At 66.5% G+C, this 20381-nt stretch carries 22 protein-coding genes and 1 tRNA gene; 14 read left to right on the forward strand and 9 right to left on the reverse strand.

Annotation, left to right across the window (positions count from 1 at the left end; genetic code table 11):
* Positions 1 to 154: 154 nt before the first annotated feature.
* Positions 155 to 481 carry a heat shock protein HspQ gene (gene hspQ / locus AB7U46_RS02500; RefSeq protein WP_428335350.1) on the forward strand — a complete coding sequence of 109 codons (327 nt, stop codon included), beginning with the start codon at positions 155 to 157 and terminating at the stop codon, positions 479 to 481.
* 66 nt (positions 482 to 547) lie between these two features.
* Here hspQ and AB7U46_RS02505 read toward each other — a convergent pair whose 3' ends face one another.
* Positions 548 to 1048 carry an ATP-binding protein gene (locus tag AB7U46_RS02505; protein ID WP_428335351.1) on the reverse strand — a complete coding sequence of 167 codons (501 nt, stop codon included), beginning with the start codon at positions 1046 to 1048 and terminating at the stop codon, positions 548 to 550.
* Positions 1038 to 1385 carry an STAS domain-containing protein gene (locus AB7U46_RS02510; protein WP_428335352.1) on the reverse strand — a complete coding sequence of 116 codons (348 nt, stop codon included), beginning with the start codon at positions 1383 to 1385 and terminating at the stop codon, positions 1038 to 1040. Before AB7U46_RS02510 ends, AB7U46_RS02505 begins: the two co-directional genes overlap by 11 nt.
* 91 nt (positions 1386 to 1476) lie before the next feature.
* On the opposite strand from AB7U46_RS02510, the gene AB7U46_RS02515 reads away from it, so the two are divergent.
* Genes AB7U46_RS02515 through AB7U46_RS02530 form a run of 4 tightly spaced genes read left to right on the forward strand, consistent with a single transcriptional unit; the run spans position 1477 to position 4426 of the window.
* Positions 1477 to 2655 (forward strand): thiolase family protein, encoded by a 1179-nt coding sequence (locus tag AB7U46_RS02515; protein WP_428335353.1) that lies wholly within the window; start codon positions 1477 to 1479, stop codon positions 2653 to 2655.
* Positions 2652 to 3110, forward strand: a complete 459-nt coding sequence (locus AB7U46_RS02520; protein WP_428335354.1) for a GAF domain-containing protein — start codon at positions 2652 to 2654, stop codon at positions 3108 to 3110. The genes AB7U46_RS02515 and AB7U46_RS02520 overlap by 4 nt, the downstream gene beginning before the upstream one ends.
* The gene (locus AB7U46_RS02525; RefSeq protein ID WP_428335355.1) at positions 3107 to 3736 is read left to right on the forward strand and encodes a LysE family translocator; all 630 of its coding nucleotides are present in this window, start codon (positions 3107 to 3109) and stop codon (positions 3734 to 3736) included. The genes AB7U46_RS02520 and AB7U46_RS02525 overlap by 4 nt, the downstream gene beginning before the upstream one ends.
* 36 nt (positions 3737 to 3772) lie before the next feature.
* Positions 3773 to 4426, forward strand: a complete 654-nt coding sequence (locus AB7U46_RS02530) for a pseudouridine synthase (RefSeq protein ID WP_428335356.1) — start codon at positions 3773 to 3775, stop codon at positions 4424 to 4426.
* A gap of 139 nt (positions 4427 to 4565) precedes the next feature.
* On the opposite strand, the gene AB7U46_RS02535 is transcribed toward AB7U46_RS02530, so the two are convergent.
* The 4 genes from AB7U46_RS02535 to AB7U46_RS02550 all read right to left on the reverse strand — a co-directional run bounded on the left by AB7U46_RS02535 (position 4566) and on the right by AB7U46_RS02550 (position 8636).
* Positions 4566 to 5708 carry a saccharopine dehydrogenase family protein gene (locus AB7U46_RS02535; RefSeq protein WP_428335357.1) on the reverse strand — a complete coding sequence of 381 codons (1143 nt, stop codon included), beginning with the start codon at positions 5706 to 5708 and terminating at the stop codon, positions 4566 to 4568.
* Between the two features lie 9 nt (positions 5709 to 5717).
* Positions 5718 to 5957, reverse strand: a complete 240-nt coding sequence (locus AB7U46_RS02540) for a WGR domain-containing protein (protein WP_428335358.1) — start codon at positions 5955 to 5957, stop codon at positions 5718 to 5720.
* A gap of 61 nt (positions 5958 to 6018) precedes the next feature.
* The gene (locus tag AB7U46_RS02545) at positions 6019 to 6729 is read right to left on the reverse strand and encodes a response regulator transcription factor (protein ID WP_428335359.1); all 711 of its coding nucleotides are present in this window, start codon (positions 6727 to 6729) and stop codon (positions 6019 to 6021) included.
* Positions 6726 to 8636 carry a PAS-domain containing protein gene (locus AB7U46_RS02550; RefSeq protein ID WP_428335360.1) on the reverse strand — a complete coding sequence of 637 codons (1911 nt, stop codon included), beginning with the start codon at positions 8634 to 8636 and terminating at the stop codon, positions 6726 to 6728. Before AB7U46_RS02550 ends, AB7U46_RS02545 begins: the two co-directional genes overlap by 4 nt.
* Before the next feature lie 182 nt (positions 8637 to 8818).
* On the opposite strand from AB7U46_RS02550, the gene AB7U46_RS02555 reads away from it, so the two are divergent.
* The 8 genes from AB7U46_RS02555 (at position 8819) to AB7U46_RS02590 (ending at position 17575) form a co-directional block, all read left to right on the forward strand.
* The gene (locus AB7U46_RS02555; RefSeq protein WP_428335361.1) at positions 8819 to 10795 is read left to right on the forward strand and encodes a long-chain fatty acid--CoA ligase; all 1977 of its coding nucleotides are present in this window, start codon (positions 8819 to 8821) and stop codon (positions 10793 to 10795) included.
* Positions 10792 to 11610: an ABC transporter ATP-binding protein gene (locus tag AB7U46_RS02560; protein WP_428335362.1), complete on the forward strand. Its 819-nt coding sequence runs from the start codon at positions 10792 to 10794 to the stop codon at positions 11608 to 11610. The genes AB7U46_RS02555 and AB7U46_RS02560 overlap by 4 nt, the downstream gene beginning before the upstream one ends.
* A gap of 26 nt (positions 11611 to 11636) precedes the next feature.
* Positions 11637 to 12623, forward strand: coding sequence for a branched-chain amino acid ABC transporter permease (locus tag AB7U46_RS02565; protein WP_428335363.1), 987 nt, complete (start codon positions 11637 to 11639; stop codon positions 12621 to 12623).
* Positions 12624 to 12786: 163 nt separating this feature from the next.
* Positions 12787 to 12972 (forward strand): hypothetical protein, encoded by a 186-nt coding sequence (locus AB7U46_RS02570; RefSeq protein ID WP_428335364.1) that lies wholly within the window; start codon positions 12787 to 12789, stop codon positions 12970 to 12972.
* 46 nt (positions 12973 to 13018) lie between these two features.
* Positions 13019 to 14095: a branched-chain amino acid ABC transporter permease gene (locus tag AB7U46_RS02575; RefSeq protein WP_428335365.1), complete on the forward strand. Its 1077-nt coding sequence runs from the start codon at positions 13019 to 13021 to the stop codon at positions 14093 to 14095.
* A 44-nt stretch (positions 14096 to 14139) separates the two neighbouring features.
* Positions 14140 to 15426: an ABC transporter substrate-binding protein gene (locus tag AB7U46_RS02580; protein WP_428335366.1), complete on the forward strand. Its 1287-nt coding sequence runs from the start codon at positions 14140 to 14142 to the stop codon at positions 15424 to 15426.
* A gap of 58 nt (positions 15427 to 15484) precedes the next feature.
* The gene (locus AB7U46_RS02585) at positions 15485 to 16306 is read left to right on the forward strand and encodes an ABC transporter ATP-binding protein (RefSeq protein ID WP_428335367.1); all 822 of its coding nucleotides are present in this window, start codon (positions 15485 to 15487) and stop codon (positions 16304 to 16306) included.
* A 48-nt stretch (positions 16307 to 16354) separates the two neighbouring features.
* Complete coding sequence (locus AB7U46_RS02590; protein WP_428335368.1) at positions 16355 to 17575, forward strand: phenylacetate--CoA ligase family protein; 1221 nt, start codon at positions 16355 to 16357, stop codon at positions 17573 to 17575.
* Positions 17576 to 17777: 202 nt separating this feature from the next.
* On the opposite strand, the gene ykgO is transcribed toward AB7U46_RS02590, so the two are convergent.
* On the reverse strand, positions 17778 to 17903 hold the full coding sequence (gene ykgO, locus AB7U46_RS02595) for a type B 50S ribosomal protein L36 (RefSeq protein ID WP_013069105.1): 126 nt from the start codon (positions 17901 to 17903) through the stop codon (positions 17778 to 17780).
* A 64-nt stretch (positions 17904 to 17967) separates the two neighbouring features.
* A tRNA-Val gene (locus tag AB7U46_RS02600) sits at positions 17968 to 18042 on the reverse strand.
* A 160-nt stretch (positions 18043 to 18202) separates the two neighbouring features.
* Here AB7U46_RS02600 and AB7U46_RS02605 point away from each other — a divergent pair.
* Positions 18203 to 19069 (forward strand): N-formylglutamate amidohydrolase, encoded by an 867-nt coding sequence (locus tag AB7U46_RS02605; protein WP_428335369.1) that lies wholly within the window; start codon positions 18203 to 18205, stop codon positions 19067 to 19069.
* A 1-nt stretch (position 19070) separates the two neighbouring features.
* On the opposite strand, the gene AB7U46_RS02610 is transcribed toward AB7U46_RS02605, so the two are convergent.
* The gene (locus AB7U46_RS02610; RefSeq protein WP_428335370.1) at positions 19071 to 20339 is read right to left on the reverse strand and encodes a DNA polymerase IV; all 1269 of its coding nucleotides are present in this window, start codon (positions 20337 to 20339) and stop codon (positions 19071 to 19073) included.
* Positions 20340 to 20381 lie beyond the last annotated feature (42 nt).

Consider the following 20381-nt stretch of genomic DNA (forward strand, 5'->3'; position numbering starts at 1 on the left):
CCGGGGAAAACGATAAAGCGACGCAGCGCCGCGATCACGGGCGATCCGGCGCCGAACTGTTGGGCGAGAGTCCACAGATTGTTTCCCCGATTCTCGGGCTCCGTTGTGGACAGGTGCGACGTTGAGGGATTAGTAACCTTGGATGGGGGACAATATGCATACGACGATAGCGAAGTATCATATCGGTCAGATCGTGAGGCACCGGAAGCATCCTTTCCGGGGCGTCGTTTTCGACGTCGATGCGATCTTCTCCAATACCGAGGCATGGTACGAGGCGATCCCGGAAGAGAGCAGGCCGGCGAAGGATCAGCCCTTCTACCACCTGCTCGCCGAGAACGATAACAACTACTACGTCGCCTATGTCTCCGAGCAGAACCTCGTCGAGGACGATACCGGCGAGCCGGTGGAACACCCGGACCTGACCGATCTCTTCGGGGATTTCGAAGACGGTCGCTATCCGCTGCAATTCCAGCTCAACTGAACGCAAGCGGCAGCGTCGCGTCGCCCTGTCCGCGTGAAATCTCGCTTGCCTGCACCTCGCGCGTCTTCAGGCCGCGGTGTCGAGCGGTTGCAGCGGCAGGCGGAAGGCGAGCAGGTTGCGCCCGTTTTCCCGGTTGTAGCCGAGATCCTCGACCAGGTCGCGGATCAGGAACCAGCCGAATCCCCCTTCGGGCAGCGCATCGGGCCGGGGCCGCGCCTCCTCCGCCCCGAGCGGAAACAGGCATTCGTCGGGCAGCTCGACCCCGTCGTCGCTGACCGAACAGCTCAGCCCGCGCCGGTCGCGCACCATCGACAGCGTGATCGTGCCGGCGGCCCCGCCGGCGTAACTGTGCTCGACGATATTGTTGAGAACCTCGGCCAGAACGAGCTCCAGCGTTCCCGCCTCCTCCCGCGTCATCTGCCGCATGAACCGCGCGAGTGCCGCCCGCAATGCGGTGCGCACCGCGAGCGGATCGGCCTCGAAGGAGTGGTGAAAGATCTTCGTATCCGGGCGGTCCGAGCCCCCGGCCCGGTGCGCCCCTGCGCGCTCCGGACGGTTAGCCAGCATTTCTGATGCCCTCGACAAGTGCCTCCTCGACGCCGGCGTGGATCCGGAACACCGAATCCATCCGTGTCAGCCGGAAAACCTTTTCGACATTGGGCCGCAGCCCCGCGAGTTCGAGCCGCCGCCCGGGGGCGAGCGACTTCATCACCGCCACCACGGCGCCGAGGCCGGAACTGTCGAGGAATTCGACCTCGGAAAGATCCAGCACGACGCGCGTCGACGGTTGCGCCGTCACCTCGCGCATCAGATCCTTGAAGCGGATCGCAATCGCGGCATCGAGACGTTCCTCGTCGACATGGACAACGAGCGCTCCACCGCGGGCTTCGGCGTAAAGATTCATCTTGCCACTCCGGCCTCCAGAAGTTTGTCTCAAGCTAGACGCGAATACTTACCAATCGGTATCCGCGGGACAGATTCCTGGGGAGGAACAAATGGAAGAGGTGGTGATCCTGGGGGCTGCGCGCACCCCGATGGGGGGCATGCAGGGGGCGTTTTCTGCGCTTGCAGCCCCGGTTCTGGGCGGTGCGGCGATCGCGGCGGCGCTTGCGCGGTCCGGCGTGGCACCGGCGCAGGTCGAGGAACTTTTGATGGGATGCGTGCTGCCGGCGGGTCAGGGGCAGGCTCCGGCACGTCAGGCGGGCTTTGCCGCGGGGCTACCCGAATCGGTCCCGGCGACGACGCTCAACAAGATGTGCGGTTCGGGGATGAAGGCGGTGATGGCCGCGAGCGACCAGATCCGCGCGGGATCCGCCGGGCCGATCGTGGCGGGCGGCATGGAAAGCATGACCAACGCCCCCTATCTGCTGCCGAAGATGCGCGGCGGGGCGCGGCTCGGCCATGGCGAGGTGATCGACCACATGTTCCTCGACGGGCTCGAGGACGCCTATGATCGCGGCCGGCTGATGGGCACTTTCGCCGAGGAATGTGCCGAGGCCTTCCGGTTTTCGCGCGAGGCGCAGGACGAATACGCTCTGATCTCGCTTTCGCGTGCGCTCGAGGCGCAGGTCTCAGGCGGCTTCGATGCGGAGATCGTTCCGGTCCCCGTGCCGGTGAAGGGCGGTGAGGTCGAGGTCGCGCGCGACGAGCAGCCCGGCAATGCCCGGCCCGAGAAGATCCCGACGCTGAAGCCCGCCTTTCGCCGTGACGGCACGGTGACGGCGGCCAATTCCTCCTCGATCTCGGACGGGGCCGCGGCGCTGGTGATCGCTTCCGAAGGGTTCGCCGTTGCCGAGGGGCTGCCGGTTCGCGCGCGCATCCTTGGCCATGCGAGCCATGCGCAGGCGCCGGCCGATTTCCCGACCGCGCCGGTGCCGGCGGCCGAGACGCTGATGGCCAAACTTGGCTGGACGGTCGAGGACGTCGATCTCTGGGAGGTGAACGAGGCCTTTGCCGTGGTGCCGATGGCCTTCATGCGCCGCCTCGGCATCCCGCATGAAAAGGTCAACGTGAATGGTGGCGCCTGTGCGCTGGGCCATCCGATCGGGGCCTCGGGCGCGCGGATCATCGTGACTCTGCTCCATGCGCTCGAGGCGCGGGGGCTGAAGCGCGGCATCGCGGCGATCTGCATCGGTGGCGGCGAGGGCACGGCCATCGCGATCGAGTTGCCATGAGGGTCGATTACGCCGATCTCGCTGCGCGAATCGCGGCGCTGGCGGAGGGCGAGACGGATGCCGTCGCGCTGATGGCGACGCTCGCCTGCGAGATCCATCACGCCGATGATCGCTTTGACTGGACAGGGTTTTATCGCGTGGTGGCGCCCGATCTGCTCAAGATCGGGCCCTATCAGGGCGGCCATGGCTGCCTGACGATCCCCTTCGCGCGCGGCGTCTGCGGGGCCGCCGCGCGCGAGCGGGCAACGCAGCTCGTCCCCGATGTCGAGGCCTTCCCCGGCCATATCGCCTGCGCTTCCTCGACCCGTTCGGAACTGGTGATCCCGGTCTTCGCGCGGGGCGAGCGGCTGATCGGCGTGCTTGACATCGACAGCGATCAGGAAGACGCCTTCACGCAAGAGGACGCCAGCGCGCTCGAGGCGATCCTCGCCACCACCTTCGGAGATCTCGATTGATCTGGGATACGCTTCTCGCCTTTCCCCCGGCGACGCTGCTCGGCTTTCTTGCCGGCTCGCTCGTGCTGAACTTCACGCCCGGGGCCGATGTGCTCTTCGCCACGGCAAGCGGCATTCAGGGCGGGCCGAAGGCCGGGGCGGCAGCGGGGCTTGGCGTGGGTGTCGGCGGCATCGTCCATGTGCTGGCGACGGCCTTCGGCCTCGGCGCGCTGGTCGCGGCGCATCCCGGTACGCTCGATGTCGTGCGCTGGGCGGGGGCGGGGTATCTCCTCTGGATCGCGGTGCGCAGCTGGCGCGCGCCGCCGGTGCGTATCGACGCCGATCAGGGCGCGATCCGCCCGGGCGCGGCCTTCCGGCGCGGCGTCATCACCAATGTGCTGAACCCGAAGGTGATGCTCTTCATGCTCGCCTATCTGCCGCAATTCACCGATCCCGCGATCGGCCCGGTCTGGCAGCAGATCCTGATCCTCGGCGCGATGACCTTCTTCTTCGGCACGCTCGTCACCATGGGCTATGGCGCGACGGCGGGTTGGCTTGGCGGGCGGCTGGCGAAGCGGATGGGTCTGCTCAATCGCGTCGCGGCGGTGCTTTTCGGCGGGCTCGCGCTGCGCCTCGCGATCGACTGACTTGACGGCGCGCCGCCCGCGCGCCATGCCCCGCGCATGAGCGATTACAGCTATACGCCTCCGAGCGATCCGCCGCGGATCCTGCATGCTGATCACGAGATCCTCGTCGTCGACAAGCAGGCCGGGCTGCTCTCCGTCCCCGGCAAGGGGCCGGAGAAGGCCGATTGCCTGATCGAGCGACTGAAGGGCGCCTATCCGACGGTGCTTCTGGTGCATCGGCTCGATACCGATACTTCGGGGGTGATGGTCTTCGCGCTGACGCCCCATGCGCAGCGCCATCTGGGTCTGCAATTCGAGAACCGGCAGACGAAGAAGCATTACATCGCGCGGCTCTGGGGGCATCTGGAGCCCGCCGAGGGGCGGGTCGATCTGCCGCTTTGCGTCGACTGGCCGAACCGGCCGCGCCAGCATGTGAACCATGAGCGCGGCCGCCCGGCGCAGACCGACTGGAAGGTGCTGCGCCATGATCTCGACGGCACCACACGGGTGCGGCTGATGCCCCACACCGGACGGAGCCATCAGCTGCGCGTGCATATGCAAAGCCTCGGCCATCCGATCCTTGGCGATCCGCTTTATGCCGAGGGGAAGGCGCGGGACTATCCGCGGCTGATGCTGCACGCCGAAAGTCTGCGGCTGCGCCACCCCGATGGCGGGGCTCACATGACCTTCACCGCGCCCTGCCCGTTCTGAGGAAAGGGGCGCTGCCCCTCTTCGGCTGACGCCGAATTCACCCCGAGGTATTTCGGGCAAGCTGAAAGAGCATCGGCTTCATCTTGCCGAAAATACCTCGGGGGGAGGCGAAGCCGGGGGGCGGCGCCCCCCTCCGGCCTCAGCGCAGGTGATCCACCTTCGCCAGATATTGCGCCTGCGTCTCGAGCGCGGCGAGCCATCCCTTGACGAGCTTGGGATCATGCGGCGCGGCATGCACCCCGGCGGGGACGTCATGCGCGAGGATCGCCTCCACCGCGAGCGAGAGCGTGCCGGAGACGAGCCGCGCCATTGCGGACCCCCGCGCATCGCCCGTTGCGTCGAGCAGCCAGGAGCGGTGGAACACCGCGCGCCCGTCGCGTTTCGCCTGCAGCGTCACCGCCAGCACGACGCGGTCGGGTTCGCCCGGCGCATAGGAATTCTCGCGCCAGAGCTTTTCGGCAAGCTGGGCGAGGCGGCGCTCGGCCCCCTCGCTCTCGTCCTCGAGCGCGTCGAACACCGGCTGCCAGGCCTCGGCCCAGCCCAGAAGCCGGATCGTGCCGCGCACGAAATCCTCGATCCGCCATTCGGGATCGAGGCGATATTCGGCGATGAAGGGCAGGCTGTCGCGGTTCGGATAGACCTCGAAGGTTTCGGGCTGCGGCAGCGGCATGTCGTAGCGGCTGACGGCACGCCAGGGGCGCTGCACCCGCAGCTCGGAGAAATGCCGGATCGAATGCGAGGGCGATTTCAGCGCGCGCAGCACGCCGAGCGGCGACCAGGAGAACTTGTAGCGAAAGGCGTTCGGCTGCGCGGGGATGCCGCCGCAATAGCTGGTGAAGGAAAGCGTATTGCCGGGCGCGACCGTGCCGCTCGCGCGATACTCGGCAATCAGATCATGCGCCATCAGATGGTCGATGCCCGGATCGAGGCCGACCTCGCCCACGAGCGCCACGCCCGCCTTGCGCGCCACCGGGTCGAGCGCGCGCAGCTCGGGCGAGAGATAGGAGGAACAGGCGAAATGCGCGCCCCGCCGCAGCGCGATGCGGGCGACCGTGGCGTGCAGGTCGGGCGGCAGCATCGAGACCACGACATCGCCCGGGCGCAGCGTCGCATCGAGCGCCTCGGCGCTGTAATCGGCGACATGCGCGTGGCGGCCGGCGAGGATCGCCTCGGCCTGCGCGCGCTCGATCGTCCAGATCGTGACGGCACGGCCGGCGTCGATCAGCCGCCGCAGCCCCGGCCCCGAGCTCAGCCCCGTGCCGCACCAGTGGATCTGTGCCATGTCGCCCCCTCAGCCCCGCGCGGCGTGCTTTTCGGTCAGATGATAGCCGCGCGTGAGCGCGCGTCCGCGCCAATGATCCGCCGCCTGCACCGCTTCGCGCAAGTTCGAAAACCAGTTCACGCGCTGGCCATGGGCGCGACCCTGCGCGCCCCATTCACGCATCACGGTATATTCCGCGAAGAGGTTATAGCTGACCTCGACGCGATAGAAGGAGCGTTTCCGCTCGCGGTGCAGAAGCAGGGTCAGCATGGCAGTGCCTTCCGTCGTTTTGCGCGAAGGAATCAGATGCCGCGGCCGAGCGCCAGCGAAATCATTCCCAGCGCACCTCGCCGAGGAAGATGTAGCCCGCGCCGTAGATCGTCTTGATCAGGCGGGGATTTTTCGGATCTTCGCCAAGTTTCGTGCGCAGCCGCGAGATCCGCACATCCATCGCGCGGTCGAAACTTTCGCCCGCCGCACCGCCGAGCGCCTCCTGCATCTGCGCGCGCGAGATCAGCCGGTTCGGGCTTTCGAGGAAGAGCCGCAGCACCTCCCCCTCGGCATGGGAGAAGGTGGTCTCCACCCCCTCGGCATCGACGAGGAGATAACGATCGAACTGCGCGCGCCAGCCCGCGAAATGGGCGATCTGCGCGGCAGGCGCTGCATCGGCGCGCGGCTTGCGCAAGCGGGCGCGGATGCGGGCGACCACCTCGCTCGGATCGAAGGGCTTGATGATGTAATCGTCGGCGCCCAGTTCGAGCCCGGTGATCCGGTCCTGCACCTGGGCGCGGCCGGAGATGATGATGATCGTGGCGCCGGATTCGAGGGCCAGCCGATGCACCAATGCCAGCCCGTCGCGGTCGGGCAGGCCGAGATCGACGAGGCAGACATCGGGCTGGGCGCGTTTCAGCCCGGCCTCGAATTCCGTCGCGCGCGCGTAGCAGGTGGTGCGAAAGCCCGCCTCCTCGAGCGTGTCGCAGAGCATGCGGCGGATCTCGGGTTCGTCGTCGAGAATGGCGACATGGGGGGCGGGGGCGTTCATTGGCGGACTCCGGCGATCATGGCGGCAAGCTCGGCCGCGACGAAGGGTTTTTGCAGAACGGGGCAGGGCGCCTCGGCGCGCAGCCCGGCCCCCGGCGGCAGCGAGGTCATCAGCGCGATCGGCAGCCGCCCGCCAAGACGGCGGGCAAGGTCGACGCCCGTCGCTCCGCCGGGAAGCTGGATGTCGGAAAGCACCATGCCGATCTCGGGCAATGCGGCGAGCGCCTCCGCCTCGGCGACGGTGGCGGCCTCGATCACGGTATGCCCGATCTCGCGCAGCATCTCGCGCACATTGGCGCGGATGTCGTCGTCATCCTCGACGAGCAGCACGAGCATCGGGGTGAGCGCATCGTTCGCCGGGCGCAGCGGCAGGCGCAGGGTGACGCAGGCGCCGCCCCCGGGGCGGTTCTCGATCCGAACGGTGCCGCCGGCGAGCTTCGTCTGATCGTAGACCATGCTGAGGCCAAGCCCCGAGCCGCCGCTGCCCTTCGTGGTGAAAAACGGATCGAGCGCATGCGAGAGCGCCTCGGCCGAAAAGCCCGGGCCGCTGTCGCGCACCGAGATCTCGATCCAGGTGTCGCGCACCGGATGGGCGGTGATCTCGATCAGCCCGCCGGCCTTGCCCATCGCGTCGCGCGCGTTGAGCAGGAGGTTCAGCAGGCTGTCCTGCAACGGCCCGGGGTCGAGCAGGATCGGCTGCGCCAGATCCTCCACCTCGTTCAGCACGAAGACGGCCTCGCCGAGCGTCGGCGCCGCCATCTGCGCGAGATCGGCAATCAGCGCGGGCAGGTTCACCGCCTGCGGGCGCAGCTCGCGCTTGCCCGAGATCGCGGCGATCCGGTCGAGCAGCGTGCCCCCGCGCCGCGCCGCCGACAGCGTCGAACGCGCGATTTCGCGGGCCTCGCGCGGCAGCCCCTCGAGCCGCGCAAGCCGCCCCTGCAACCCGAGGATGATGGTGAGCAGATTGGCGAAATCATGCGCGAGGCCCGAGGTCAGCTGCGCCGCCAGTTCGCGTTTCGCCGATTGCGCGAGCGCGGCGCGCGTCTGCGTTTCATGCGTGACGTCGGTCGAGAGGATATAGACGCCGCGCACCGGGCCCGTGCCCTCGCGGTCGGGGGTGAGCGCGATGCGGATGCGCCGGCCGGAGGGGGCATGGGTGATCTCGATCACATTCGCCTCGCCGGCGAGGGCGCGCTCGAACCCCGGCTGGATCCGCGCGAAGGTTTCCGCGCCGAGAACGTCTTCCGCGCGTCGCCCGACCGGATCCTCGAGCGAGCCGGGCATCACCGCCGTCACCTTGCGGTTCGAGAAAGTGTAGACGAAAGCCTCGTCCATATGCGCGATATGGGCGGGCATCATCTCGGTCACCTGCCGCGTGCGCGCCTCGGTGCGGATCAGCTCGTATTGCGTTTCCTCAAGCGCGGCATTGGTCGCGGCCAGCGCCCGGTTCGCCGCGGCCAGCCGCTCGGCATGGTCGAGAACCTGGCTCGACAGCTCCTCCGAACGGGCGCGGAGCAGCGCCTCCTGCTCCTTGATCGAGGTGATGTCGGTGTAGACGGTGATCCAGCCGCCCTGCGCGAGCGGCGCGCCCTCGACGGCGACGGTGCGGCCGTTGGCGCGCAGCCGCTCCATGTAATGCGGCTCGAAGGCGCGGGCCTGCTCGACGCGGAAGCGCACGGCGGCCTCGATATCGGTGACCTCGCCATATTCGCCGCGGGTGACGAGATAGCGGATCGTGTCGTCGAAGGAGGTGCCCGGGCGGGTGAGCGCATCGGGCAGGTCGAACATGATCTGATATTGCCGGTTCGAGACCGCGAGCCGCAGATCGCTGTCGAAGATCGACAGCGCCTGCCCGATCAGGTTGAGCCCGGCCTGCGTGAGCCGCGCATGCGTTTCCTCTGAATTCATCCGGTCCTCCCGCCCCATCGCTAGCATTCGCGGGGGCGCCCGCAAAGCACGCAGATGCCGCGGAAAGAATTCGTAAGGATTGAGAAAAAGTCAGGAAAACTTTGACCGCGAGGGTGACCCCTGTCGCGGCGGAAGAGGAGCCCCGCGGCGAGGGCGCCGGGGAAGGGCGCGAGGGAGGATACATGGCTGACGCGATTGCGGCAGAGCCGTCCGCGCATTCGATTCCCGCGCTGCTTGCGCGGAACGTGGCGCGTTTTGGCGGGTTCCCGGCCTATCGGGAAAAGGAATTCGGGATCTGGCAAAGCTGGACCTGGGCGGAGGCCGAGGCCGAGATCCGCGCGATGGCGATGGGCTTCCTGAGCCTCGGCATCGAACGCGGCGATCACGTCGCGATCATCGGCCGCAACCGTCCGATGCACTATTGGGCGATGGTCGCGGTGCAGATGTGCGGCGCGGTGCCGGTGCCGCTTTACCAGGATGCCGTCGCCGAGGAGATGGCCTATGTGCTCGACCATTGCGGCGCGCGCTTCGTCGTTTGCGGCGATCAGGAGCAGGTCGACAAGGTCGTCGAGGTCGAGGACCGGATCCACCACATCCAGCATGTGATGTACACCGACAAGCGCGGCATGCGGAAATATGACCATTCCCGGATGAATGCGCTCGCCGATGTCGTGGCCGAGGGCAAGGCGGGGCATTACCGCTATGAACACGAGCTCGACGCCCGCATCGCCGAGCTGACCTACGACAGCACCTGCGTGATGCTTTACACCTCGGGCACCACCGGCAAGCCGAAGGGCGTGGTGCTTTCGAACCGCAACATCATCGAGACGGCGAAGAACTCCTGCGCCTTTGACGGACTCACGCGGCACGAGGAAGTGCTCGCCTATCTGCCGATGGCCTGGGTCGGCGATTTCATCTTCTCGGTCGGGCAGGCCTATTGGGCGGGTTTCACCGTGAACTGCCCGGAAAACGCCGCGACGATGATGAGCGATCTGCGCGAGATCGGGCCGACCTATTTCTTTGCGCCGCCGCGGGTGTTCGAGGGGCAGCTGACGCAGGTGATGATCCGCATGGAAGATGCGGGGCGCGTGAAGAAATGGCTCTTCGATCATTACATGGCGCTCGCGCGGCGCGTCGGGCCGCGGGTGCTTGACGGCAAGCCGGTGGGGGCGATCGCGCGGCTGCGCTATGCGCTCGGCGGGCTTTTCATCTTCGGGCCGCTGAAGAACACGCTCGGCTTTTCCCGCATCCGCGTGGGCTATACCGCGGGCGAGGCGATCGGGCCGGAGATCTTCGATTTCTATCGCTCTTTGGGCATCAACCTGAAGCAGCTTTACGGCCAGACGGAGGCCTCGGTCTTCATCACCCAGCAGCCCGATGGCGAGGTCCGCTCCGACACGGTCGGCGTGCCCTCCCCCGGCGTCGAGGTGAAGATCGCCGAGAATGGCGAGGTGTTCTATCGCTCGCCCGGCACTTTCGTCGAGTATTTCAAGAACCCGGAGAGCACCGCCTCGACCAAGGATGGCGAGGGCTGGGTGGCCACGGGGGATGCGGGTTTCTTCGAGGAAGGCTCGGGGCACCTGCGGATCATCGACCGCGCCAAGGACGTGGGCAAGATGGCCGATGGCCGGCTTTTTGCGCCCAAATACGTCGAAAACAAGCTGAAGTTCTACCCCAACATCCTTGAAGCCGTGGTCTTTGGCGCGGGCCGGGATCGCTGCACCGCCTTCATCAACATCGACCTCACCGCGGTCGGCAACTGGGCGGAGCGCAACAACATCGCCTATGCGAGCTATCAGGAACTCGCCGGTCATCCGAAGGTCTACGAGATGATCCGCAGCCATATCGACGCGGTGAATGCCTCGGTGGCGCAAGATCCGATGCTTTCGGGCTGCCAGATCCACCGCTTCCTGATCCTGCACAAGGAACTCGACGCCGACGACGGCGAGATGACCCGCACCCGCAAGGTGCGCCGCAATGTCGTCGAGACGAAATACGCCGATCTGATTGCCGCGCTCTATGACGGGCGGAGCGAGATCTACACCGAGACCGAGGTGACCTACGAGGACGGCCGCAAGGGCGCGATCAAGGCCACGCTGCGGCTCGAGGATGCCACCGTCGCGCCCGAGGCGCATCTGCACCGGGAGGCTGCGGAATGAAGGACATGACCGAAGGCTACACCACCGCGGACGGCCGCAAGATCGGCGGCGTGCTGATGGAGCTGCGCAACATCACCCTGAAATTCGGCGGCGTCACCGCGATCAAGGATATCTCCTTCGATATCCGCGACGGCGAGATCCGCGCGATCATCGGGCCGAACGGCGCGGGCAAAAGCTCGATGCTGAACGTGATCTCGGGCTTCTACACGCCGACCGAAGGGGGCGTGTGGTTCAAGGGCTATCAGCGCGGGCCGATGAAACCCTATCAGGTCGCCCGCCTCGGCATCGCGCGCACCTTCCAGAACATCGCGCTTTTCGACGGCATGTCGGTGCTCGACAACATCATGACCGGGCGGCTCACGCTGATGAAATCGGGGCTGCTGAGCCAGGCGATGTGGTGGGGCGGTGCCGCGGCCGAAGAGGATGCGCATCGCGAGAAGGTCGAGAAGATCATCGACTTTCTCGAAATTCAGGATATTCGGAAAACGCCTGTCGGGCGTCTGCCCTATGGTCTGAAGAAGCGCGTCGAACTCGCCCGGGCGCTGGCCGCGGAGCCGAAGATCCTGCTTCTCGACGAGCCGATGGCCGGCATGAACGTCGAGGAGAAAGAGGACATGTGCCGCTTCATCCTCGACGTGAACGACGAATTCGGCACCACCATTGTGCTGATCGAACACGACATGGGCGTGGTGATGGATCTGTCCGACCGCGTGGTAGTGATGGATTACGGCCGCAAGATCGGCGACGGCCCGCCCGAGGAGGTCCGCAACAATCAGGACGTGATCGACGCCTATCTGGGGGTGGCCCATGACTGAGCAACGCAATTTCGGGGGGCCGCGCCATGCCTGACACTCTGCTTTACGCGATGGAGGCCGGTCTGAACGGCCTGATGACCGGGGTCATGTATGCGCTCGTCGCGCTGGGCTTCGTGCTGATCTACAAGTCCTCGGGCGTGTTCAACTATGCCCAGGGCGTGCTTGCGCTTTTCGCCGCGCTCACCCTCGTCGGCATCCAGAAGGGGCAGGTGCCCTTCGCCCATCTCATCAACGCCGTCACCGGCGGCCATCTCGAGACCTTCGGTTGGGAGTTGCCCGCACTCGTCGCCATCGTGCTGACGATGGGGGTGATGGTGCTGCTTGCGATCGTGATCGAGAAGCTGGTGCTCAAGCATCTGGTGAACCAGGCGCCGATCATCCTCTTCATGGCGACGATCGGTCTGGCCTATTTCCTCGAGGGGCTCGGCGACGTGATGTGGGGCGCCGATATCAAGAAGCTCGACGTCGGCCTGCCGCAGGGGATCAACGACACGATCGAAAGCGTGACCGATCGTATGCTCGGCTATGGTTTCTTCATCGACAATCTCGACATCGTCGCCGCCATCGTCGCCGTGGCGCTGGTCGCCGCGCTCACCCTCTTCAGCCAGTATTCGAAACAGGGCCGCGCGCTGCGCGCCGTCGCCGACGACCATCAGGCGGCGCTTTCGGTCGGGATCTCGCTGCGCTTCATCTGGATCCTCGTCTGGTCGATCGCGGGCTTCGTCGCGCTCGTCGCCGGGATCATGTGGGGCTCGAAATCGGGGGTGCAGTTCTCGCTTTCGCTGATCGCGCTCAAGGCATTGCCGGTGCTGATGCTCGGCGGCTTCACCTCGATCCCCGGGGCGATCGTCGGCGGTCTCATCATCGGCATGGGCGAGAAGCTCTTCGAGTTCTACGTCGGCCCGATGATCGGCGGCGCGACCGAGAACTGGTTCGCCTATGTGCTCGCGCTCCTCTTCCTCGTGTTCCGTCCGCAAGGTCTCTTCGGCGAACGCATCATCGAGCGGGTGTGAGCGATGCAGATGCAGCGACGAATTCGGGTTGATCGAAAGGCGGGGCTGCGACATCCTGTCGCAGATCTGACCGCGCAGGGGTTGGGAGGCCCCGGTCGGAGGGAAGGGTTGCTGGCGCGACCCGTTCTCGGGGTCGCGCAGGGGGTTGGGAGGCCTCTTTGCGATGACGAAAAAGACCTGTGCCACCATCTTCACCATCGGGCTGGGCGCCGCGCTCGCCTTCGGCTGGATCGCGCTCGCCGCACCGCCGGACGAGCCGGACGCGATGCGCACGATCAACATGTTGCTCGCGGCCGCCGGAGCGGGCGCCGGGCTGATGTCCTGGCTGCGGATCCGGCGCGGCTGCTGAGGGGGGCAGGCAGCACCTTCCCCCGCATCTTTGGGGGGAAGGGCTGATGTTCTACCGCGAGGCAGGCGATTTCAAGACGAGCTACCGGGAGGACAGCCAGACCTTCCCGATCCGGGTCGACCGGCTGGGCTTTTATGCGATCCTGGCGATCGCCTATGGGGTGATCCCGCTTTTCATCGACGATTACTGGGCGAGCGCGGTCTTCGTGCCCTTCCTGATCTACGCGATCGCGGCGATCGGGCTGAACATCCTCGTGGGCTATGCCGGGCAGGTCAGCCTCGGCACCGGCGGGTTCATGGCGGTGGGCGCCTATGCCGTCTACAAGCTGATGACCGCCTTCCCCGAGGTCTCGATCTTCATCCACGTCCTGCTTGCGGGCGGGATCACCGCGGTGGTCGGCGTGCTCTTCGGTCTGCCCTCGTTGCGGATCAAGGGGTTCTATCTGGCGGTGGCGACGCTTGCCGCGCAGTTCTTCCTCGTCTGGATCTTCAACAAGGTGCCGTGGTTCTACAACTACTCGGCCTCGGGTCAGATCACCGCGCCCGAGCGCACGATCTTCGGCGTCTTCGTCACCGGCGCGCAGACCTCGGCCACTGCGAAATACATGTTCTGCCTGATCATGCTGACGATCGTCGCGCTGCTGGCGCGCAACCTGACGCGGGGCACCGTGGGGCGCAAATGGATGGCGATCCGCGACATGGACATCGCCGCCGAGATCATCGGGGTGAACCCGCTCACGGCCAAGGTCACGGCCTTTGCGGTCAGCTCCTTCTTCATCGGCATCGCCGGGGCGCTGCTTTTCTCCGTCTATCTCGGCGCGGCGGAAGTGGGTGAGGCCTTCGGCATCAACAAGAGCTTCCTCGTGCTCTTCATGGTCATCATCGGCGGGCTCGGTTCGATCTTTGGCTCCTTCGCGGGGGCGGCCTTCCTCGTGCTGCTGCCGGTGCTGCTCAAGAACCTGCTGGTGGGCGGGCTGAACTGGCCCACCGATGTCGCCGCGCATATCGAGCTGATGATCGTCGGCGCGCTCATCATCGTCTTCCTGATCGTCGAGCCGCATGGCCTCGCGCAGATCTGGCGGATCACCAAGGAAAAGCTGCGGCTCTGGCCCTTCCCGCATTGAGGGGCCGGCACCGCGATCGAAATACGTTCTGGGAGGAAATACGTATGAAGAAGACCTTTGCATTCCTTGCGGTCGCGGCGCTCGTCGCCTCCGCCGCCCCGGCGCTCGCCGATCTGACGGTGCCGGATCTGAGCTACCGCACCGGCTCCTATGCCGCGAACGGCATCCCCTATTCGGACGGGTTCCAGGATTACTTCACGCTGCTGAACGAGCGCGATGGCGGCATCGGTGGCGAGAAGATCGCCGTGCCGCAATGCGAGACCGCCTATAACACCGAGAAGGGCGTCGAATGCTACGAGAGCACCAAGGGGCAGGCGGCGCTCGCCTATAACCCGCTTTCGACCGGCATCACCTATCAGCTGATCCCGAAAGTGTCGGCGGATCACCACGTCCTCTACACCCCGGGCTATGGCCGCACCTCGGCGGCGAATGGCAAGGTGTTCGAATGGGTCTTCAACTACCCGGCGAACTACTGGGACGGCGCCTCGGTCGCGATCAAATACATGCTCGACCAGAACGGCGGCGATCTGAACGGCAAGAAGATCGCCCTGGTCTATCACAACTCCGCCTATGGCAAGGAGCCGATCCGCACGCTCGAGGAGCTGGCGAAGAAGCATGGCTTCACGCTGAGCCTGCTGCCGGTCGATCCGCCCGGGCAGGAGCAGAAGTCGCAATGGCTGCAGATCCGCCGCGACAAGCCCGATTACGTGCTGATGTATGGCTGGGGCGTGATGAACCAGGTCGCGATCCAGGAGGCGGTGAACATCCGTTTCCCGATGGATCATTTCGTCGGCATCTGGTGGTCGGGCTCGGAGAATGACGTCGGCCCCGCGGGCGATGGCGCGAACGGCTACAAGGCGATCACCTTCCACGGCGTCGGTTCGGATTACCCGATCTATGCCGACATGAAGAAATACGTGATCGACGCCGGCAAGGCGGCGGGCGCGGGCGATCAGATGGGCTCGGTGCTTTACTCGCGCGGCATGTATGCGGCGATGATCATCGCCGAGGCGATCCGCGAGGCGCAGGCGATGGCCGGCCATGCGGCGGTGACGCCCGACGAGGTGCGCAACGGCTTCGAGAACCTCAATCTGACCGAGGCGCGTCTGGGCGAGCTTGGCCTGCCGAACTTCGCGCAGGAGATCCACGCGACCTGTGCCGATCACGGTGGCTCCGGTGCGGCGATGATCCTGCAATGGGATGCCGCGGCGAAGAAATGGAGCCCGGCTTCGGACTGGATCATGCCCGACAAGGACGTGCTCGATCCGCTGATCGCCGAGGATTCCGCGGCCTATGCCAAGGAAGCCGGCATCACCGAACGCTGCAACTGATCCGATCTCCCCGGCCTTCGGGCCGGGGATCCCCACGCCCACCCCTACGGAGGACGCCATGCTCGACGCTGGCCAGACCGAGACGCTGCTCGAGGTCAACAATATCGAGGTGATCTACAATCACGTCATTCTCGTGCTGAAGGGCGTCAGCCTTTCGGTGCCGAAGGGCGGCATCACCGCGCTTCTGGGCGGCAATGGCGCGGGCAAGACGACGACGCTGAAGGCGATCTCGAACCTGCTCCATTCCGAGCGCGGCGAGGTCACCAAGGGCTCGATCCTCTACCGCGGCGAGCGGGTGCAGGACATGTCCCCCGCCGATCTGGTGAAGAAGGGCGTGATCCAGGTGATGGAGGGGCGCCACTGCTTCGAGCATCTCACCGTCGAGGAGAACCTGCTCACCGGCGCCTATACCCGCAGCGACGGGCGCGCCGCGGTGATGCGCGATCTCGAGATGGTCTACAATTACTTCCCGCGGCTGAAGGAGCGGCGGCGGTCTCAGGCCGGCTATACCTCGGGCGGCGAGCAGCAGATGGTGGCGATGGGCCGGGCGCTGATGTCGCGGCCCGAGACGATCCTGCTCGACGAGCCCTCGATGGGCCTCGCGCCGCAGCTCGTCGAGCAGATCTTCGAGATCGTGAAGGCGGTGAACGAGGGCGAGGGGGTGACCTTCCTGCTTGCCGAGCAGAACACCAATATCGCGCTGCGCTACGCCCATTACGGCTATATCCTGGAAAGCGGCCGCGTGGTGATGGATGGCGCGGCGCAGGCGCTGCGCGAGAACCCCGATGTGAAGGAATTCTACCTCGGCATGTCGGATGAGGGCCGCAAGTCCTTCCGCGAAGTGCGCAGCTATCGCCGCCGCAAGCGCTGGCTCGCCTGACCAACTCCTTGAAACAAAAGACTTGCTGCGCAGCGAAAAGGAAGCGCCATGAGCCGCTATTACGATGACCTCGAAACCCGTTCGGCCGATGCGCGCGCCGCGGCGCTGGCGCGCGATCTGCCCGCGGTGATCGCGCGGGCGATGGCGGCCCCCGGGCTTGCGGCGCATCTCGGCGCGGTCGATCCGGTCGCGATCACCTCGCGCGAGGCGCTGGCGAAGCTGCCGGTGCTGCGCAAATCCGACCTTCATGCTGCGCAGAAAAAGGCGGCTCCTTTCGGCGGGCTGACGGTGAAACCGGCCACCGCCTTTGCACATATCTTCCAGAGCCCGGGGCCGATCTACGAGCCGGGCGATCTCTCCCATGACTGGTGGCGCACGGGACGTTTCCTGCATGCGGCGGGGGTCGGGCCGGGCGACATCGTGCAGAATTGCTTCGCCTATCACCTGACGCCCGCGGGGATGATCTTCGAATCCGGGGCGCGTGCGGTCGGCGCCGCGGTGCTGCCCGCCGGCACCGGCCAGACCGAGCTGCAGGTCCGCGCCGCGGTCGACATCGGCACCACCGTCTATGCCGGCACGCCGGATTATCTCAAGGTGATCCTCGACAAGGCCGAGGAGATGGGCGAGCGCCTCGCCATCACCCGCGCGGCGGTGGGGGGCGGCGCCCTCTTCCCGAGCCTGCGCAAGGAATATGCCGAGCGCGGCATCGCCTGCCTGCAATGCTACGCCACCGCCGATCTCGGCAATATCGCCTATGAGAGCCCGGCGATGGAGGGGATGATCCTCGACGAGGGGGTGATCGTCGAGATCGTGCGCCCCGGCACCGGCGATCCGGTGCCCGAGGGCGAGGTGGGCGAGGTCGTCGTCACCACGCTCAACCCCGATTATCCGCTGGTGCGTTTCGCCACCGGCGATCTCAGCGCGATCCTGCCCGGGCAATCACCCTGCGGGCGCACCAATGCGCGCATCAGGGGCTGGATGGGGCGCGCCGACCAGACCACGAAGATCAAGGGCATGTTCGTGCGCCCCGAACAGGTCGCGGCCTTCGTCGCCGCCCACCCGGAGGTGAAACGCGCCCGCGTCGTCGCCACCCGCGAGGGGGAGATGGACGCGATGACGGTGCGGATCGAGACCGAGGCCTCCGATCCTGCCCGCTTCGCCCCCGGCATCGTCGCCGCGCTGAAGCTCAAGGGCGCGATCGAGCTCGTCGCCCCGGGCAGCCTGCCGAACGACGGCAAGGTGATCGAGGATCTGCGCAAATACGACTGACCGGGCAGGGGGCGCTGCCCCCTCTTGGCTACGCCAATTCACCCCCAGGATATTTGACCTCTGTAGAAGCCATTCCGCTTCTATAGAGCACAAATATCCCGGGGTGAGGCCGCAGGCCGAGGGGCAGCGCCCCTTTCGTTGCCGCAAAGAAAAAGACCGCCGGTTTCCCGACGGCCTTTCGATCTCTGGCAGGAAGCCTGCTTCAGCCCTGACGAGCCTTGAAGCGCTTCTGCGTCTTGTTGATCACATAGACGCGGCCCTTGCGGCGCACGATCTGGCAATCGCGATGACGCTGCTTGAGCGAGCGGAGCGAGTTGCGGACCTTCATGGGTCATCTCCTTGTCGCGGCGCGCGTGCGCCTGAAACTGTCATGCCCCCGAGGAGGCGGCGAATGGTGGGCGGTACTGGGATCGAACCAGTGACCACTACGATGTCAACGTAGTGCTCTACCGCTGAGCTAACCGCCCACTTGCCGTCTGTGATTCCGCCTCGAACCCTTTCCCGAAAGAAAAGACGCGGGCGGAACCGCGTCGGTCTGGGGGTCTATAAAAGGAGTCGTTGCGGCTTTCAAGAGGGTATTCGCGCGATTTCAATTCGGTGTAACCTGTCGCAAATCAAGGAAAGAGAATGTCAGCGACCCAGAGCCACGCCTTGCCCTACCGGCTTGTCACCCCCGAGAGGCTGACGAGTTGCGTGCTCTTCGCCTCGCCGCATTCGGGGCGCGACTATCCGTCGGAATTGCTGATGCATTCGGTGCTCGAGGCGCGGCGGCTGCGGTCTTCCGAGGATGCCTTCGTCGACGATCTGCTGGAAGCCGTGCCGCGGGAGGGGGCGATGCTGCTTGCCGCAAGGCTGCCGCGGGCATGGGTCGACCTGAACCGCGGCGAGGACGAGCTTGACCCGGCGCTGATCGAAGGGCTGCGGCGGAGCGTGGGCGGGCCGCGTGTCGCCGCCGGGCTCGGGGTGATTCCCCGCGTCGTCTCCGGCGGGCGCGCGATCTATTCGGGCAAGATCTCGGTCGGGGAGGCCGAGACACGGCTTGCCCGCGTCTGGCGTCCCTATCACGCCCGGCTCGAGGAACTGATGGGCGATCTGCGCACCCGATTCGGCCGTGCGATCCTGCTCGACATGCATTCGATGCCGGCCGAGGCGCTGGAAACCCTTGGCCCCAATCGCCCCGATGTCGTGCTTGGCGATCGCTACGGCACCGCCGCGCGCCCCGCGACGGTAGCGGCGATCGAGCGGGTGTTCACCGGGCTCGGGCTGAAGGTCGGGCGCAACACGCCCTTTGCCGGCGCCTATGTCGCGCAGCGCTACGGGCGTCCGCGCGAGGGCTGGGAGGTGGTGCAGATCGAGATCGTCCGCTCGCTCTACATGAACGAGGCGGAGGTCTGCCCCTCGCATGACTTCCCCGCCTTCGCGGCGAAGATGGCGCAGGCGGTGGCGGGGCTTGCCGCGATCGGGCGAGACGCGGGGCGGATGGCCGCGGAGTAGATCACTCGGACCGGGTGCCGAAAGCGCGGCCCTTGCCGATCGCGTCCGGGCCAAAACGCGCGCGGATCGCATCCGCCGCCCGTTCGGCGCCGGCGCGCTTGCCGGCCTGAGGGTCGAGCAGGTCGCCCACCGGATCGCGCCCGTCCGCCGCGCTCAGGTCGGAATAGCCCGCGCCGATCAGGCGGAACGGCCCCGCCTCGGGCAGGGCCGCGAACAGCGTCTGCGTCGCGCGAAACAGCGTATCGGCAAGCTGACTCGGCTCCTCGAGCCGCACCTGCCGGCTCAGCGCCGAGAAATCCGCGCGCCGCAGCTTCAGCGTGGCGGTGCGACCGGTCAGCCCCTTCGCCTTCATCCGCGCGGCGGTCTTCTCGCACATCACCCACAGATGCGCCTCGAGCACGGCACGATCGGCGATGTCGCTCTCGAAGGTGGTCTCGTTCGAGACCGATTTCACCGGGGCGTCCGGCGTCACCCGCCGCGTGTCGATCCCATTGGCGAGATCGAAGAGCCGCGCGCCCGAGCCGCCGAAGCGCGCGAGCATCGCCGCATGGCCGGCACGGCGGATGTCGGCGAGCGTGCGCAGCCCCGCGCGCCCGAGCGCCGCGCGCGTCGCCGCCCCCACGCCCCAGAGGATCGAGACCGGCTTGTCGCGCAGAAAGGCTTCGGTCTCGGCCTTTCCGATCACCGAAAAGCCGCGCGGCTTGTCGAGGTCGGAGGCGATCTTGGCGAGGAACTTGTTGTGCGAGAGCCCGACCGAGACGGTGACCCCGATCTCCGTCTCGATCGCGCGCGCAAGCCGCGCCATGGTGAGCGCGGGCGGCGCGTGATGCAGCCGCTCGGTGCCGCGCAGATCGAGAAAGGCCTCGTCGAGCGAGAGCGGCTCGATCAATGGTGTCAGCGCCGCCATCCTCGCCCGGATCTCGAGCGAGACGGCGGCGTAATGTTCCATTCGGGGCGCAATCACCACCGCATCGGGGCAAAGCTTCAGCGCCTGGAACATCGGCATTGCCGAGCGCACCCCCGAGATCCGCGCGACATAGCAGCAGGTCGAGACGACGCCCCGCTTGCCACCGCCGACGATCACCGGCCGCGTCGACAGCGCGGGATCGTCGCGTTTCTCGACCGAGGCATAGAAACTGTCGCAGTCGAGATGCGCGATCGTCAGATCGAAAAGCTCGGGATGGACAAGCAACCGCGGCCGGCCGCACTGCGGGCAGCGCGCCGGGGCATCGTCGAAGATCGCAAGGCAGTCGCGGCAGAGGGCAGGCATCTCGACCTCATCGGGGAAGGCCAGTCTAGCGCCGGCTCGCCC

Source organism: Paenirhodobacter sp., from assembly GCF_050177655.1.
In the GTDB taxonomy this organism is placed as follows: domain Bacteria; phylum Pseudomonadota; class Alphaproteobacteria; order Rhodobacterales; family Rhodobacteraceae; genus Rhodobacter.

Excerpts from the sequence above, each read along its gene's own strand:
- hspQ (WP_428335350.1), top strand. The coding sequence starts at position 155 with ATGCATACGACGATAGCGAAGTATCATATCGGTCAGATCGTGAGGCAC.
- AB7U46_RS02505 (WP_428335351.1), bottom strand. The coding sequence starts at position 1,048 with ATGCTGGCTAACCGTCCGGAGCGCGCAGGGGCGCACCGGGCCGGGGGC.
- AB7U46_RS02510 (WP_428335352.1), bottom strand. The coding sequence starts at position 1,385 with ATGAATCTTTACGCCGAAGCCCGCGGTGGAGCGCTCGTTGTCCATGTC.
- AB7U46_RS02515 (WP_428335353.1), top strand. The coding sequence starts at position 1,477 with ATGGAAGAGGTGGTGATCCTGGGGGCTGCGCGCACCCCGATGGGGGGC.
- AB7U46_RS02520 (WP_428335354.1), top strand. The coding sequence starts at position 2,652 with ATGAGGGTCGATTACGCCGATCTCGCTGCGCGAATCGCGGCGCTGGCG.
- AB7U46_RS02530 (WP_428335356.1), top strand. The coding sequence starts at position 3,773 with ATGAGCGATTACAGCTATACGCCTCCGAGCGATCCGCCGCGGATCCTG.
- AB7U46_RS02535 (WP_428335357.1), bottom strand. The coding sequence starts at position 5,708 with ATGGCACAGATCCACTGGTGCGGCACGGGGCTGAGCTCGGGGCCGGGG.
- AB7U46_RS02540 (WP_428335358.1), bottom strand. The coding sequence starts at position 5,957 with ATGCTGACCCTGCTTCTGCACCGCGAGCGGAAACGCTCCTTCTATCGC.
- AB7U46_RS02545 (WP_428335359.1), bottom strand. The coding sequence starts at position 6,729 with ATGAACGCCCCCGCCCCCCATGTCGCCATTCTCGACGACGAACCCGAG.
- AB7U46_RS02550 (WP_428335360.1), bottom strand. The coding sequence starts at position 8,636 with ATGAATTCAGAGGAAACGCATGCGCGGCTCACGCAGGCCGGGCTCAAC.
- AB7U46_RS02555 (WP_428335361.1), top strand. The coding sequence starts at position 8,819 with ATGGCTGACGCGATTGCGGCAGAGCCGTCCGCGCATTCGATTCCCGCG.
- AB7U46_RS02560 (WP_428335362.1), top strand. The coding sequence starts at position 10,792 with ATGAAGGACATGACCGAAGGCTACACCACCGCGGACGGCCGCAAGATC.
- AB7U46_RS02565 (WP_428335363.1), top strand. The coding sequence starts at position 11,637 with ATGCCTGACACTCTGCTTTACGCGATGGAGGCCGGTCTGAACGGCCTG.
- AB7U46_RS02570 (WP_428335364.1), top strand. The coding sequence starts at position 12,787 with ATGACGAAAAAGACCTGTGCCACCATCTTCACCATCGGGCTGGGCGCC.
- AB7U46_RS02575 (WP_428335365.1), top strand. The coding sequence starts at position 13,019 with ATGTTCTACCGCGAGGCAGGCGATTTCAAGACGAGCTACCGGGAGGAC.
- AB7U46_RS02580 (WP_428335366.1), top strand. The coding sequence starts at position 14,140 with ATGAAGAAGACCTTTGCATTCCTTGCGGTCGCGGCGCTCGTCGCCTCC.
- AB7U46_RS02585 (WP_428335367.1), top strand. The coding sequence starts at position 15,485 with ATGCTCGACGCTGGCCAGACCGAGACGCTGCTCGAGGTCAACAATATC.
- AB7U46_RS02590 (WP_428335368.1), top strand. The coding sequence starts at position 16,355 with ATGAGCCGCTATTACGATGACCTCGAAACCCGTTCGGCCGATGCGCGC.
- ykgO (WP_013069105.1), bottom strand. The coding sequence starts at position 17,903 with ATGAAGGTCCGCAACTCGCTCCGCTCGCTCAAGCAGCGTCATCGCGAT.
- AB7U46_RS02605 (WP_428335369.1), top strand. The coding sequence starts at position 18,203 with ATGTCAGCGACCCAGAGCCACGCCTTGCCCTACCGGCTTGTCACCCCC.
- AB7U46_RS02610 (WP_428335370.1), bottom strand. The coding sequence starts at position 20,339 with ATGCCTGCCCTCTGCCGCGACTGCCTTGCGATCTTCGACGATGCCCCG.